The sequence below is a fragment of the Arthrobacter sp. Y3221048 genome, from assembly GCF_059092685.1.
Window position 1 is genome coordinate 1 of sequence record NZ_JBNHHX010000004.1, and the last position, 12008, is coordinate 12008.

The 12008-nt window shown below is 65.9% G+C and carries 11 protein-coding genes and 2 tRNA genes; 1 reads left to right on the top strand and 12 read right to left on the bottom strand.

The window, feature by feature from the left end:
- Nucleotides 1-161: 161 nt before the first annotated feature.
- From nrdF to nrdH, 4 genes are all read right to left on the bottom strand, one after another.
- Nucleotides 162-1139 carry a class 1b ribonucleoside-diphosphate reductase subunit beta gene (gene nrdF, locus AC5RVS_RS12585; RefSeq protein WP_493987055.1) on the bottom strand — a complete coding sequence of 326 codons (978 nt, stop codon included), beginning with the start codon at nucleotides 1137-1139 and terminating at the stop codon, nucleotides 162-164.
- Nucleotides 1140-1304: 165 nt separating this feature from the next.
- Nucleotides 1305-3425 carry a class 1b ribonucleoside-diphosphate reductase subunit alpha gene (gene nrdE, locus AC5RVS_RS12590; protein WP_493977561.1) on the bottom strand — a complete coding sequence of 707 codons (2121 nt, stop codon included), beginning with the start codon at nucleotides 3423-3425 and terminating at the stop codon, nucleotides 1305-1307.
- Nucleotides 3426-3442: 17 nt separating this feature from the next.
- Entirely contained in the window at nucleotides 3443-3925 is a 483-nt protein-coding gene (gene nrdI, locus AC5RVS_RS12595) for a class Ib ribonucleoside-diphosphate reductase assembly flavoprotein NrdI (RefSeq protein WP_493987054.1), read from the bottom strand.
- Nucleotides 3926-3956: 31 nt separating this feature from the next.
- Nucleotides 3957-4199 carry a glutaredoxin-like protein NrdH gene (gene nrdH / locus AC5RVS_RS12600; protein ID WP_127513743.1) on the bottom strand — a complete coding sequence of 81 codons (243 nt, stop codon included), beginning with the start codon at nucleotides 4197-4199 and terminating at the stop codon, nucleotides 3957-3959.
- Between the two features lie 747 nt (nucleotides 4200-4946).
- On the opposite strand from nrdH, the gene AC5RVS_RS12605 reads away from it, so the two are divergent.
- On the top strand, nucleotides 4947-5870 hold the full coding sequence (locus AC5RVS_RS12605; RefSeq protein WP_493987053.1) for a LysR family transcriptional regulator: 924 nt from the start codon (nucleotides 4947-4949) through the stop codon (nucleotides 5868-5870).
- Between the two features lie 261 nt (nucleotides 5871-6131).
- Here AC5RVS_RS12605 and AC5RVS_RS12610 read toward each other — a convergent pair.
- From AC5RVS_RS12610 to proB, 8 genes are all read right to left on the bottom strand, one after another.
- Nucleotides 6132-6204, bottom strand: a tRNA-Ala gene (locus tag AC5RVS_RS12610).
- A 73-nt stretch (nucleotides 6205-6277) separates the two neighbouring features.
- Nucleotides 6278-6350: transfer RNA gene (locus AC5RVS_RS12615), tRNA-Ala, on the bottom strand.
- A gap of 151 nt (nucleotides 6351-6501) precedes the next feature.
- Nucleotides 6502-6888 carry a ribosome silencing factor gene (gene rsfS, locus AC5RVS_RS12620; protein ID WP_493987052.1) on the bottom strand — a complete coding sequence of 129 codons (387 nt, stop codon included), beginning with the start codon at nucleotides 6886-6888 and terminating at the stop codon, nucleotides 6502-6504.
- Nucleotides 6889-6928: 40 nt separating this feature from the next.
- Nucleotides 6929-8392 (bottom strand): hypothetical protein, encoded by a 1464-nt coding sequence (locus AC5RVS_RS12625; protein WP_494108403.1) that lies wholly within the window; start codon nucleotides 8390-8392, stop codon nucleotides 6929-6931.
- 34 nt (nucleotides 8393-8426) lie between these two features.
- Nucleotides 8427-9071 carry a nicotinate-nucleotide adenylyltransferase gene (gene nadD / locus AC5RVS_RS12630; protein WP_494108681.1) on the bottom strand — a complete coding sequence of 215 codons (645 nt, stop codon included), beginning with the start codon at nucleotides 9069-9071 and terminating at the stop codon, nucleotides 8427-8429.
- 45 nt (nucleotides 9072-9116) lie between these two features.
- Nucleotides 9117-9350 (bottom strand): hypothetical protein, encoded by a 234-nt coding sequence (locus AC5RVS_RS12635; RefSeq protein ID WP_493987050.1) that lies wholly within the window; start codon nucleotides 9348-9350, stop codon nucleotides 9117-9119.
- Between the two features lie 124 nt (nucleotides 9351-9474).
- The gene (locus tag AC5RVS_RS12640; protein ID WP_494108404.1) at nucleotides 9475-10791 is read right to left on the bottom strand and encodes a glutamate-5-semialdehyde dehydrogenase; all 1317 of its coding nucleotides are present in this window, start codon (nucleotides 10789-10791) and stop codon (nucleotides 9475-9477) included.
- 82 nt (nucleotides 10792-10873) lie between these two features.
- Nucleotides 10874-12007, bottom strand: coding sequence for a glutamate 5-kinase (gene proB / locus AC5RVS_RS12645; RefSeq protein WP_493987526.1), 1134 nt, complete (start codon nucleotides 12005-12007; stop codon nucleotides 10874-10876).
- Nucleotide 12008: the final 1 nt, after the last annotated feature.

Below are 12008 nucleotides of genomic sequence, written 5' to 3' on the forward strand. Positions count from 1 at the left end.
TTCCAGGCTCCGCCGGTACAGCAGGATGCCTGCGCTGCGAACTGTCATACGCCCTCCACATCCCTAGGCTATAGAGATTGCCGGTTCTTGTCCTGCGGTGGCGAAAGGGCCCTCGACCGGATCGGGGATCCGCTCTACGACGATATTTGGCGGCTGCAGAACTAGAAGTCCCAGTCCTCGTCTTCGGTGTTGACGGCCTTGCCGATCACGTAGGAGGAGCCGGAGCCGGAGAAGAAGTCGTGATTCTCGTCCGCGTTGGGGCTCAGGGCGGAGAGGATGGCCGGGCTCACGTCAGTGACGGTGGACGGGAACATGGCCTCGTAGCCCAGGTTCATCAGCGCCTTGTTGGCGTTGTAGTTGAGGAACTTTTTGACGTCCTCGGCCAGGCCAACAGCGTCGTAGAGGTCGTGGGTGTACTGCACCTCGTTCTCGTACAGCTCGTAGAGCAGCTCGAAGGTGTAGTCCTTCAGCTCCTGCTTGCGCGCTTCGGACTCGCCTTCGATGCCCTTCTGGAACTTGTAGCCGATGTAGTAGCCGTGCACCGCCTCGTCACGGATGATCAGCCGGATCAGGTCCGCGGTGTTGGTCAGTTTGGCCCGCGAAGACCAGTACATGGGCAGGTAGAAGCCCGAGTAGAAGAGGAAGGACTCCAGCAGCGTGGAGGCAACCTTCCGCTTGAGCGGGTCCTCGCCGTAGTAGTAGCCCTCGATGATGCGGGCCTTCTTCTGCAGGTTCTCGTTCTCGGTGGACCAGCGGAAGGCCTCGTCGATCTCCTTGGTGGAGGCGAGGGTGGAGAAGATCGAGGAGTAGCTCTTGGCGTGCACCGACTCCATGAAGGCGATGTTCGTGTAGACGGCCTCCTCGTGCGGCGTCAGGGCGTCCGGAATCAGCGATACGGCCCCGACGGTGCCCTGGAGCGTGTCCAACAGGGTCAGGCCGGTGAAGACGCGCATGGTGAGCAGCTTTTCGTCTTCGGTGAGCGTGTTCCATGACTGCACGTCGTTGGACAGGGGCACCTTTTCCGGCAGCCAGAAGTTGTTGCAGAGCCGGTTCCAGACCTCAACGTCCTTCTCGTCCTGGATCCGGTTCCAGTTGATCGCTTCCACGTGGTGCAGAAGCTTGACCTTCTCGGCTGACATCGCTTCCCCTTCTTCGCAAATCTGTGTTGTTCCATGGTGCCCGAATGCCGGCCGTCGCTGCGGCCGGCAGTGGTCCGCCGGTTCCGGTGGTTGCCGGCGCCCCGTCGGTGCCCGTACGACGGCGGGCGGGCACCCGCCGTCGTACTTTTCAATTACTGTGGGCTGCTAAAGCATGCAGCTGACGCAGCCCTCCACCTCGGTCCCCTCCAGCGCGAGCTGACGAAGCCGGATGTAGTAGATGGTCTTGATGCCCTTGCGCCAAGCGTAGATCTGCGCCTTGTTGATGTCGCGGGTGGTGGCGGTGTCCTTGAAGAACAGCGTCAGCGACAAGCCCTGGTCCACGTGCTGAGTGGCCGCGGCGTAGGTGTCGATGATCTTCTCGTAGCCGATTTCATACGCGTCCTGGTAGTACTCCAGGTTGTCGTTGGTCAGGTACGGGGCCGGGTAGTACACGCGCCCCAGCTTGCCTTCCTTGCGGATCTCGATCTTGGATGCCACCGGGTGGATCGAGGACGTGGAGTTGTTGATGTAGGAGATCGAACCGGTGGGCGGAACGGCCTGCAGGTTCTGGTTGTAGATCCCGTGCTCCATGACGGAGGCCTTCAGCTCCCGCCAGTCCGCCTGGGTGGGGATCTCCACATGGGCAAAGAGTTCCTTGACCCGGTCGGTCTGCGGCACCCATTCCTGTTCGGTGTACTTGTCGAAGAACTCGCCCGAGGCGTACTTGGACTTCTCGAAGCCGCCGAAGGTCTGGCGGTGTTCGATCGCGAGCTTGTTCGAGGCACGCAGCGCGTGGAACAGCACCGTGTAGAAGTAGATGTTGGTGAAGTCCAGGCCTTCCTCGGAACCGTAATGCACCCGCTCGCGGGCCAGGTAGCCGTGCAGGTTCATCTGCCCCAGGCCGATGGCGTGCGACTGCAGGTTGCCTTCGGCGATCGAGGGCACCGAGTTGATGTAGGACATGTCCGACACCGCGGTGAGCGCCCGGATGGCGGTCTCGATGGAGGTGCCGAAGTCCGGCGAGTCCATGGTCTTGGCGATGTTCATCGAGCCGAGGTTGCAGGAAATGTCCTTGCCGATCTCGGCGTAGGTGAGGTCCTCGTTGTACAGCGACGGCGAGGAAACCTGCAGGATCTCCGAGCAGAGGTTGGACATGATGATCTTGCCGTGAATCGGGTTGGCGCGGTTCACCGTGTCCTCGAACATGATGTACGGGTAGCCCGATTCGAACTGGATCTCGGCCAGCGTCTGGAAGAACTCGCGGGCGCTGATCTTGGTCTTCTTGATCCGGCTGTCGTCGACCATCTCGTAGTACTTCTCCGAGACGGAGATGTCCGAGAACGGCACCCCGTAGACGCGTTCGACGTCGTACGGGGAGAACAGGTACATGTCCTCGTTCTTCTTGGCCAGGTCGAACGTGATGTCCGGGACGACCACGCCCAGCGAGAGCGTTTTGATCCGGATCTTTTCGTCGGCGTTCTCGCGCTTGGTGTCCAGGAAGCGGTAGATGTCCGGGTGGTGCGCATGCAGGTACACCGCGCCGGCGCCCTGGCGGGCGCCGAGCTGGTTGGCGTAGGAGAAGCTGTCTTCGAGCAGCTTCATGACCGGGATGACGCCGGAGGACTGGTTCTCGATCTGCTTGATCGGCGCGCCGTGCTCGCGGATGTTGGTCAGCGACAGCGCCACGCCGCCGCCGCGCTTGGACAGCTGCAGGGCGGAGTTGATGCCGCGGGCGATCGACTCCATGTTGTCTTCGATGCGCAGCAGGAAGCAGGAGACCAGCTCGCCGCGCTGCTTCTTCCCGGCGTTCAGGAACGTGGGCGTGGCCGGCTGGAAGCGACCGTCGATGATCTCGTCCACCAGCCGGTTCGCCAGCTCCTCGTCACCCCTGGCCAAATGCAGCGCCACCATGCAGACGCGGTCTTCGTAGCGCTCCAGGAAACGCTTGCCGTCGAACGTCTTCAGCGTGTAGGACGTGTAGAACTTGAACGCGCCCAGGAAGGTCTCGAAACGGAACTTCTTCTTGTAGGCCCGGTCGTAGAGCGACCGGACAAAGTTCATCGTGTACTGGTCGAGCGTCTCGCGCTCGTAGTAGTCGTTCTTGATCAGGTAGTCGAGTTTTTCTTCCAGATCATGGAAGAACACCGTGTTGTTGTTAACGTGCTGCAGGAAGTACTGGCGCGCAGCTTCGCGGTCGGCTTCGAACTGGATCTTCCCGTCCGGACCGTAAAGGTTCAGCATGGCATTGAGTTCGTGGTAGCCCAGTCCCTTGAATGCCGCCGGCAGTTCTGGCTTGGCGTCGGCTATGGCCGCGTGTGCAACTGTCGTTTCCAAAAGTGTTCCAATCCTTGCTTGACCCGGTCGACGTCCTCGGACGTGCCCATGAGTTCGAATCGATAGAGAAGCGGCACCTGGCACTTGGCGGCGATTTTCTCCGCCGCCAGGCAGTACGTTGTGCCGAAGTTCGTGTTTCCGGAACCGATCACTCCGCGGAGCAGGCGCCGGTTCTCCTCGCGGTTGAGGAATTTGATGACCTGTGGCGGAATCGAGTTCCTGCCGGATTCCCCGCCGTACGTCGGCAGTACCAGGACGAACGGCCGGAGCGCGTGAAGCGTCTCCTGCTGGGTGCGCAGCGGGATCCGTGCCGCCGGCAGCCCCAGCTTCTGCATGAAGCGGTCGGTGTAGCCGGAGGCGGAGGAAAAATAGATCAGGTCCGTGTCGGCGGTCCCGCCGGTTGCCGGACCCGCCTCGCGCCTGGCGGCCTCACTCATCAGCAGCTCGGTCATGGCGTTTGGTGCTGGTTCCGAACGAGTCCGCTCAGGCTACTGAGGCAGCGGCCTGGGCCAGCTCCTCGATCTTGTCCGGGCGGAACCCGGACCAGTGGTCCTGCTCGGTGACGACGACGGGCGCCTGCATGTAACCAAGGGAACGGACACGCTCCAGCGCTTCCGGATCCTGGGACAGGTCAACGCTCTGGTAGGCGATGCCCTTCTTGTCCAGAGCCCGGTACGTGGCATTGCACTGCACGCATGCTGGCTTGGTGTAAACCGTTACAGTCATGGTCCTTCTCCCCTAATTCTCGGTACGGCGTTCTGCTGTTTTCTGGCTGTGCGGCTGTCCCTGAGAAGAACCCGCGCTCGCTGCCCGCCAGCGGTTCCAATACTACATCTTGTGGACTCGGCCATTCGGAACCCCAAGATGATGTATTACAAGTATGTCATTCCGGGTCCGCCTTCGTCCACAGCCCATGGGGATATTTTCTGCGGTTAAACAGTTGATATTCCGGCCTTTCCAGGTCGCCGTCCACAGCCTGTGGATGGACTGCCCACAACTTCGGAAAGTCTCGTGTCGCTGTTTCCTCGGCGTGTCGTTCGTAGTGCCACGACCACTAGATGTTGTGGTTCCCCGGTTTGGTCGTCTCTCCTGCTGCCGCTCCAGTGATCCGGACTATAGCGGCCCCTTCGGACAATCGGCCGCGCCGCTTTCGCCGGCTCCACGCTCCGCAGTCCGATGGCGTTTATCAGGCGGCTGTCTCCGCAGCATGCCCGGGGCTCGAACCACTCCCCCTCGGTCCTTTTTGGCACCATTAACACAACGCTTCGGAGGGCCGCGACATTCCTCCCGGACAGCACAGTCCGGGAGTGCACAACCGGGTCTGAGGTGTTTCTTGCGCCCGGCTCCGGACCCGCGCACGGCGATGCCCCTCCGCACCCCTGGGGCCGCGTCGCCCCGTCCCGAAACGGCCCGCGGTTCCAGCAGAGCCCAAGGTAGGCTTAGCGCAGGAAGGAACGAGCGACAGGAGAGCTGATGGTCAACACGGTGCATCTGCGCACACTGCTTGAGGTGACCCGGCGGGGGTCGTTTGCCGCGGCGGCAGCCAACCTGGGCTATACGGCCTCGGCCGTTTCCCAGCAGATGTCCGCGTTGGAACGCGAGACTGGCGCCAAGCTGTTCGAGCGGTCGGCGCGCAGCGTGCAGCCGACCGAAACGGCGATGGTGATGTCCCGTCACGCGGCCAAGGTCCTCACGGACATCGATGCACTGCTGGCTGCCACGGCCCGCAGCCAGGACACCAGCACACAGGAAGTCAGGCTGGGAATCTTTCCCAGCCTGGCCACCTACGTACTCCCCCGGTTGCTGCAGGCCCCCGGATGGCCGGGCCTGGGGATCAACCTCAAGGTATCCGTCGCCGAGCCGGGACAGACGATCCAGGGGCTGCGGGCCGGCGGCGGCCTCGACGTCGCCCTCGTGTTCCAAGTGGGCCAGGGCGGGCTGGCCTGGCCCAACACGGTGAGCCGGCAATGGATCGGCGACGACAATTTCCGGGTGGTACTGCCCGAGTCATGGGGCATCCGCGCCGGGGCCTCGGTGACGGCCTCGCAGTTGGCCGAGATGCCCTGGATTATGCACCATCCAGGCACGGCGGACGCCACCGTGATCGAGCGTCTCTTCGCCAGCTGCAACCTCCACCCCCGGGTGGTGGCCTACTGCGACGACTTCAATGCCAGCCTGGCCATGGCCGCGGCGGGCCTGGGCGCTGCGCTGGTGCCGGAACTGGCCATGCACAACGGAGCGGACGGCATCGTAGTGCTGGACGTTCCGGAAATCCGGTTGGCACGGAACATCTTTGCGCTGCTGATCAACGACCGGCAGAACGCCCAGCTGGGCCTGTTCATGGACCAGCTGTCGGTGATCCTGCGCGACATGAGCATCACGACCAGGCGCACCTGAGGGAGCGCCTGCCGTCGGACCAAAGTCGCCCGTGCCTGCCTCATGGAGCATGGCATTCTCGAACGAGTCGGGGGGCAAGCCCCGTTCGCCCACAGCTGAATCTTGAGGCGATTGGCCGAGGACTGCCGGCTAGCAGCGGCGGGCTCCGGGATAAAGAGAGGGGCGAAAACCGTGGGTTCGCGGGACCTCGGAGCGTCCGCTTCACAGGAAACGAAAAAGTCCGGCGCAAACGGTTGTTTGTGCCGGACCTTCGTTGATGGGTGGAGCTGAGGGGACTCGAACCCCTGACCCCCTGCATGCCATGCAGGTGCGCTACCAGCTGCGCCACAGCCCCTGGAATGGAAGTGATTCGCCGAACCGGCGATTATATTCCGCTGCGTGAATATCACCGATGGTGCTTCACAGAGTGGAGCTGAGGGGACTCGAACCCCTGACCCCCTGCATGCCATGCAGGTGCGCTACCAGCTGCGCCACAGCCCCGTTATCCTTGCGGATTCCGCGTCGCTTCCTTCGAAGCAACTTGAATATTCTATGCAGAGACTCTCACGGATTCCAAATCAGCGGATGGACCCCGGGCGGGCCCACCGGCCGGACAGATTTGTCCCGGCCCGGCAGGGCTCGCTCGCTGCGTCTACTCCGTGCCCGTCGACGCGGGCTTCTCGTCCAACTGCAAATCGATGAACGGGCAGTCCTTCCACAGGCGCTCCAGGGCGTAGAAGACGCGGTCTTCCTGATGCTGGACGTGGATGACGACGCCTGCGTAGTCGAGCAGTACCCAGCGCCCTTCGGACCGGCCTTCACGGCGGATCGGGCGCAGGTCCTGCTTGTGCAGCTCCTCTTCGATGCCGTCAACGATGGCATTGACCTGCCGCTCGGTGGGTGCCGAAGCGATGAGGAACACGTCAGTGATGGCCAGCCGCTCGCTGACGTCGATGGCGACGATGTCTTCGGCAATTTTGTCGCTGGCTGCCTTCGCGGCAGTGCGCGCAATGGCGATTGAGCTCTCGGGTGCGGTCATGTGTCTCCTTGGAATGTGAACCAGCGTTTGAGCGGCGGCTTTAGCCGCCAAAGACTCCGAGCATCATGGCAATTCCCGCTGCGAACGCAGCGGCGCCCAGCACCAGTGCACCACCGACCGCGAGCCTGATCCGGCGGACCCGGTCGAGCCCTGCCGTCCGGGCGTCGAGGGGATCCAGTCCGTAGGCACTGCTGGCCTTGAGCGGATGGATCGTGGCAGCGCGCCCTTCGGCCAGTGCTTCGGCCTGGGCCAAAATCTGCGACCGCGGCGGTGCCGAAGCGGCCGTGTCCACGGGTCCCGGGGCGGGGTTCCGGTCCTGTCCCGCAGGTGTCCCTGCCACTGCCGGCACAGCTTCCGTTGCCGCCGGCGATTGCGGCTTGGCCGTTTCGGGTGCCGGCTGCCGACGTGCGGGAGCCGGCTGCCGGACGGGCGGCGCCTCGGCCGGAGCCGGCGTCGTCACCACCGGAACGTAGGACGTCGACGACGGCCGGAGCACGTGCCGGTCGGTCCCCGGGACGGCCACGAACTCCATCGGAGCGGAGGCAATGTCCGCCGCCGGCCTGTCCGTGGCCGTGTGCCGGCGCTGTTCGTTTTCGTCACTTAGCCGCTTCTTGTCCGCGGCCCGGCGGTTCAGTACTGCGGCACGCTCGGCGAGGGCTTTTTGCTGGGCCAGCAGTTCCAGGTCCACGTCGTGGGGGTCCTGCTCCTGCCGGGACTCCATCATGGCCACCATGTTCTTGGCCTGGCCCATCAGCAGATCGCGGGCAGCCAGCGCCTGCTCAACGGTCATCTCGCCGGCGTCGACGGCCTCGCGTCCGGCCGCCGAGAGCGGCTTCTCTTGCGCGTCGGCCGGCGGCTGGACCGGATGCCGGCCGGTGTCCCCGCCGCGCCGGGCCCGCCGTCCGCCCTCGATCGGCGGACGCTGCGGTTCATACGGGACATCCGCCGGGGCGTCCGACGTCCGGGCGCGGGCGTCTGCGGGGGCGTCCGACGCCCGGGCGTCTGCGGTGGCGTCCGACGTCCGGGCGCGGGTGTTCGCCTTACCAGCCGGGGCGCCCGGTTCACCTAACGAACGGGAGCGCGTGTCTGTGGGGGCAGCCGGGGCACCCGAATTCCCGGGCCGGCCCTCGGCCGGTGCGCCGGACGCGGGGACGCGGTTCTCGCGCTCCAACTGCTGTTGGCGCAGCTGGCGCCGGGTCGGCACCTGTTCCTGCTCGGGGGCCGGAATCTTGGGCAGCGCCGCGGTCAGGGTCTTGAGTGCACGGCGCGCTTCACGCTCGCGGGCGCGGGTCTGTGAGGACCGCTCGCCCTGGCGTTCGCGGGATTCTGTCCGGCTCTCGCCGGACGCCTGGGCAACTTCTCCCCCGCCATCGACTGGGGCCGCGGCCTGGGCATCCGGTGCCTGGGAGACGTTCCCGGAGGCAGTCTCCGGACCCGTGCCGGCGCCGTCGCGCTGCCGCCGGATGTCCCGGCGGCTGGGCGGCGGCTGGGATTGATTGCTCATGCTTTGCTGATCACCCAGTAGTAAACGACTGATTTCATTGGCTTGGTTGCAGTTGGCTCAGGGCGACGGCGCCGTCCGGCGCGCGCCGGTAGAGACCATACTTGGCTATGTACTGTACTACGCCGTCCGGCACCAGGTACCAGACCGGCTGGTTGTCGGCCACGCGCTCCCGGCAGTCCGTGGAGGAAATGGCCATCGCCGGAACCTCCAGCAGGCTCACATCCTTGCGGCCCAAGTTGTGCAGCTCGTGGCCCGGCCGGGTCACGCCCACGAAGTGCGCCAGCGACCACAGCTCGTCGATGTCCTTCCAGGACATGATCTGCGCCAGTGCGTCCGCTCCCGTGATGAAGAACAGTTCCGCATCGGGACGCGCCGCGCGCAAGTCCCGCAGCGTGTCGATGGTGTAGGTCAGCCCAGGCCGTTCGATGTCCACCCGGCTGACCGTGAACTGCGGATTCGAGGCCGTTGCGATCACGGTCATCAGGTAGCGGTGTTCGGCCGGACTGACCTCGCGTCCGCTCTTCTGCCAGGGCTGGCCGGTGGGCACGAAGACCACCTCGTCCAAGCCGAAGACAGAGGCTACCTCGCTGGCCGCCACCAGGTGCCCGTGGTGGATCGGGTCAAACGTTCCGCCCATGACGCCCAGCCGGAGCTTGCGCCCCGGGTAAGTGGGGTGCAGGTCTCCGGCGTGCGGGGCTTTGACGGGCAGCGCGGACACGAACGGCTAGCGGCGCGTGGCCTGGCCGTGATCGTGCTTGTTCGGATGCTGCCGGTGCGGGTCCACGTGCTCCTCGACCGCCGAGTGGCGCTGTCCGACACTGGTGAACGCGATCGTGGCGAACATCATGATCAGGAAGACCGCCATGAAACCCGCGCCGACCACCCAGGCGGGGACCGGTAATTCGACGTGTGCGGCTTCGCTGGCCACGAGTGCGGCGTCGAGGACCTGAGACAGCATGATTCTCCCTTGCGGTTCTTCAGCCCGGCCGCACGCAGGCGGACGGGATATGGCTTCCTACTCATGGTACGCGTTCCGGCGGCGGAACCGTGATTCGGCCGGGACCGGCCCGGCCGGCACCTGCTTAGGCGCGGACCTGGCCGTCGCCCTGGACGATCCACTTGGTGGTGGTCAGTTCACGCAGCCCCATCGGCCCGCGGGCGTGCATCTTCTGGGTGGAAATGCCGACCTCCGCGCCCAGGCCCAGTTCCCCGCCGTCGGTGAACCGGGTGGAGGCGTTGACGATCACTGCCGCCGAATCGATTTCTGCGATGAACTTCTCCGCGTTGCGCAGATCGTTGGTGATGATGGCCTCGGTATGGCCGGTCGTCCAGGTGCGGATGTGTTTGACCGCATCGTCCATGGAATCCACCATCGCCACTGCCAGGTCAAGGTCCATGTACTCGCGGCCCCAGTCCTCGTCGGTGGCGGCTTGGGCCTCGACGCCGGACGGCAGGATGCCGGCGACCCGCTCGTCCACATGCAACCGCACGCCGGCACCGGCAAGTGCCGCGAGGACGTCCGCCGAGGCTGCCGCGTCGCGATGCACCAGCAGGGTCTCGACCGTGTTGCAGACCGACGGCCGCTGCGTCTTGGCGTTGAGCAGGATGTCCACGGCCATCTCCGAGCCGGCCGATTCGTCCAGGTAGATGTGGACGTTGCCCTCGCCGGTCTCGATCACCGGAACCTTCGCGTTGTTCACCACGGACTGGATCAGCTCGCGGCCGCCGCGCGGAATCAGCACGTCCACCAGGCCGCGCGCCTGCATCAGCGCGGTGGCGCCCTCGCGGCCGTAGTCGTCCACGCTCTGCACCGCGTCGGAGGGCAGACCCACCCGGTCCAGCGCGTCGCGGATGATGCCCAGCAGGGCAACGTTGGTGTGCCGCGCCGCGCTGCCGCCGCGCAGGATCACGGCGTTGCCGCTCTTGAGCGCAAGGCCGGCAATGTCGACGGTGACGTTCGGGCGCGCCTCGTAAATGGCGGCGACCACGCCCATGGGGACGTGGACCTGGCGCAGCCGCAGGCCGTTCGGCAGTGTTTGCCCGCGCATGACGGTGCCCACCGGGTCCGGCAGCGCGGCCAGGTTCTGCAGGGCAGCGGCCAGCGAGTCGATGCGCTTGGTGTCCAGGGTCAGCCGGTCCAGCAGGGCGGCACTGGTGCCGTTCGACTTGCCCTCGTCCAGGTCCTGGCGGTTGGCCTGCAGGACCAGGTCGCGCCTGGCGATCAGGGAGTCGGCGATCTCCTGCAGCGCCTTGTCCTTCCAGGCCCGGTTGGCGCGTGCCATCCGGCGCGCGGCGGTCCGGGACCGTCCGGCGATGGCCTCGACGGCGGCGGTGGCGTCCGGTTTCCGGCCGTCCGGGAGCTCTTCGGCCGTGGACTGGGAAGGGGCTGTCTGGGTCATACCCTTGATTTTAGCCCGTGGGCCCGGCACAGGACGACGACGGAGGTCACGTTACGCTACGGCCGCCGGCTGACGCGGTGGTTCAGAGCAGGACGAGGTCGTCCACGTGGATGACTTCGCGCTCGTACTGCCGGCCCAGCGACGCGGCGAGCTCCCGGGTGGAGCGGCCCAGCATGCGCGGGAGCTCGTAGGAGGAGAAGTTGACCAGGCCCCGGGCGACCACGCGGCCGTCACCGTCGGCCAGCTCCACCGGATCCCCCGGTTCGAAGTCGCCCTTGACCGACACGATGCCGGCCGGCAGCAGCGACCGGTGCTTTTCGCGCACGGCCTGCACGGCGCCGTCGTCCAGCACCAGCCTGCCCTGCACGGAGGCCAGGTGCGCCAGCCAGAGCAGCCGGGGAGGCCGGCGGGTGCCGCTGACCGCGAACCAGGTGCCCACGTCCTCGCCGGCCAGCGCCCGCGCCGCGTTCGGCGTGGACGTGACCAGGGCCGGAATGCCCGACCCTGCGGCGATTCCGGCGGCCTCCACCTTGGTCACCATGCCGCCGGTGCCGACGCCCGCGGCGCCGGTGCGGCCAATGTTCACGCCGTCCAGGTCCTCCGGCCGGGCCACCAGCGGGATCCGCCGCGCGCCGTCCTTGGGCGGGCCGTCGTAGAGCGCGTCTACGTCCGAGAGCAGCACCAGCGCGTCGGCCTTGACAAGGTGGGCCACCAGGGCGGCCAGCCGGTCGTTGTCGCCGAAGCGGATTTCGTGGGTGGCCACGGTGTCGTTCTCGTTAACCACGGGGACGACGCCGAGGTGCAGCAACCGGTGCAGCGCCCGGTAGGCGTTGGCGTAGTGCTGGCGCCGCATCAGGTCCTCGGCGGTCAGGAGCACCTGGCTGACGGTAATGCCGCGGGCGCCGAAGGCTTGGGTGTAGCGGGCCATCAGCAGGCCCTGACCCACGCTGGCGGCTGCCTGCTGGGTCGCCAGGTCCCGCGGACGGCGGGCCAATCCCAGCGGGGCCAATCCGGCGGAGATCGCTCCGGAGGACACCAGGATGACTTCGGTGCCTGCGTTGCGGCGGGCGGCCAGCACCTCTACCAGGGACAGCAGGGTCTCTTCGGAGATGCCTCCGGCCACCGAGGTCAGCGACGAAGAGCCGACCTTGACCACCAGACGCTCGGCCGTGGCGAGCAGCGTCCGGTCAGCCGCCGTAGCCGGCTCAGCGCGCATC

Bases quoted from the DNA above. Each gene is read 5' to 3' on its own strand.
- nrdF (WP_493987055.1), bottom strand. From the start codon at position 1,139: ATGTCAGCCGAGAAGGTCAAGCTTCTGCACCACGTGGAAGCGATCAAC.
- proB (WP_493987526.1), bottom strand. From the start codon at position 12,007: ATGCGCGCTGAGCCGGCTACGGCGGCTGACCGGACGCTGCTCGCCACG.
- AC5RVS_RS12635 (WP_493987050.1), bottom strand. From the start codon at position 9,350: ATGCTGTCTCAGGTCCTCGACGCCGCACTCGTGGCCAGCGAAGCCGCA.
- nrdI (WP_493987054.1), bottom strand. From the start codon at position 3,925: ATGACCGAGCTGCTGATGAGTGAGGCCGCCAGGCGCGAGGCGGGTCCG.
- AC5RVS_RS12640 (WP_494108404.1), bottom strand. From the start codon at position 10,791: ATGACCCAGACAGCCCCTTCCCAGTCCACGGCCGAAGAGCTCCCGGAC.
- rsfS (WP_493987052.1), bottom strand. From the start codon at position 6,888: ATGACCGCACCCGAGAGCTCAATCGCCATTGCGCGCACTGCCGCGAAG.
- nrdH (WP_127513743.1), bottom strand. From the start codon at position 4,199: ATGACTGTAACGGTTTACACCAAGCCAGCATGCGTGCAGTGCAATGCC.
- AC5RVS_RS12605 (WP_493987053.1), top strand. From the start codon at position 4,947: ATGGTCAACACGGTGCATCTGCGCACACTGCTTGAGGTGACCCGGCGG.
- AC5RVS_RS12625 (WP_494108403.1), bottom strand. From the start codon at position 8,392: ATGAGCAATCAATCCCAGCCGCCGCCCAGCCGCCGGGACATCCGGCGG.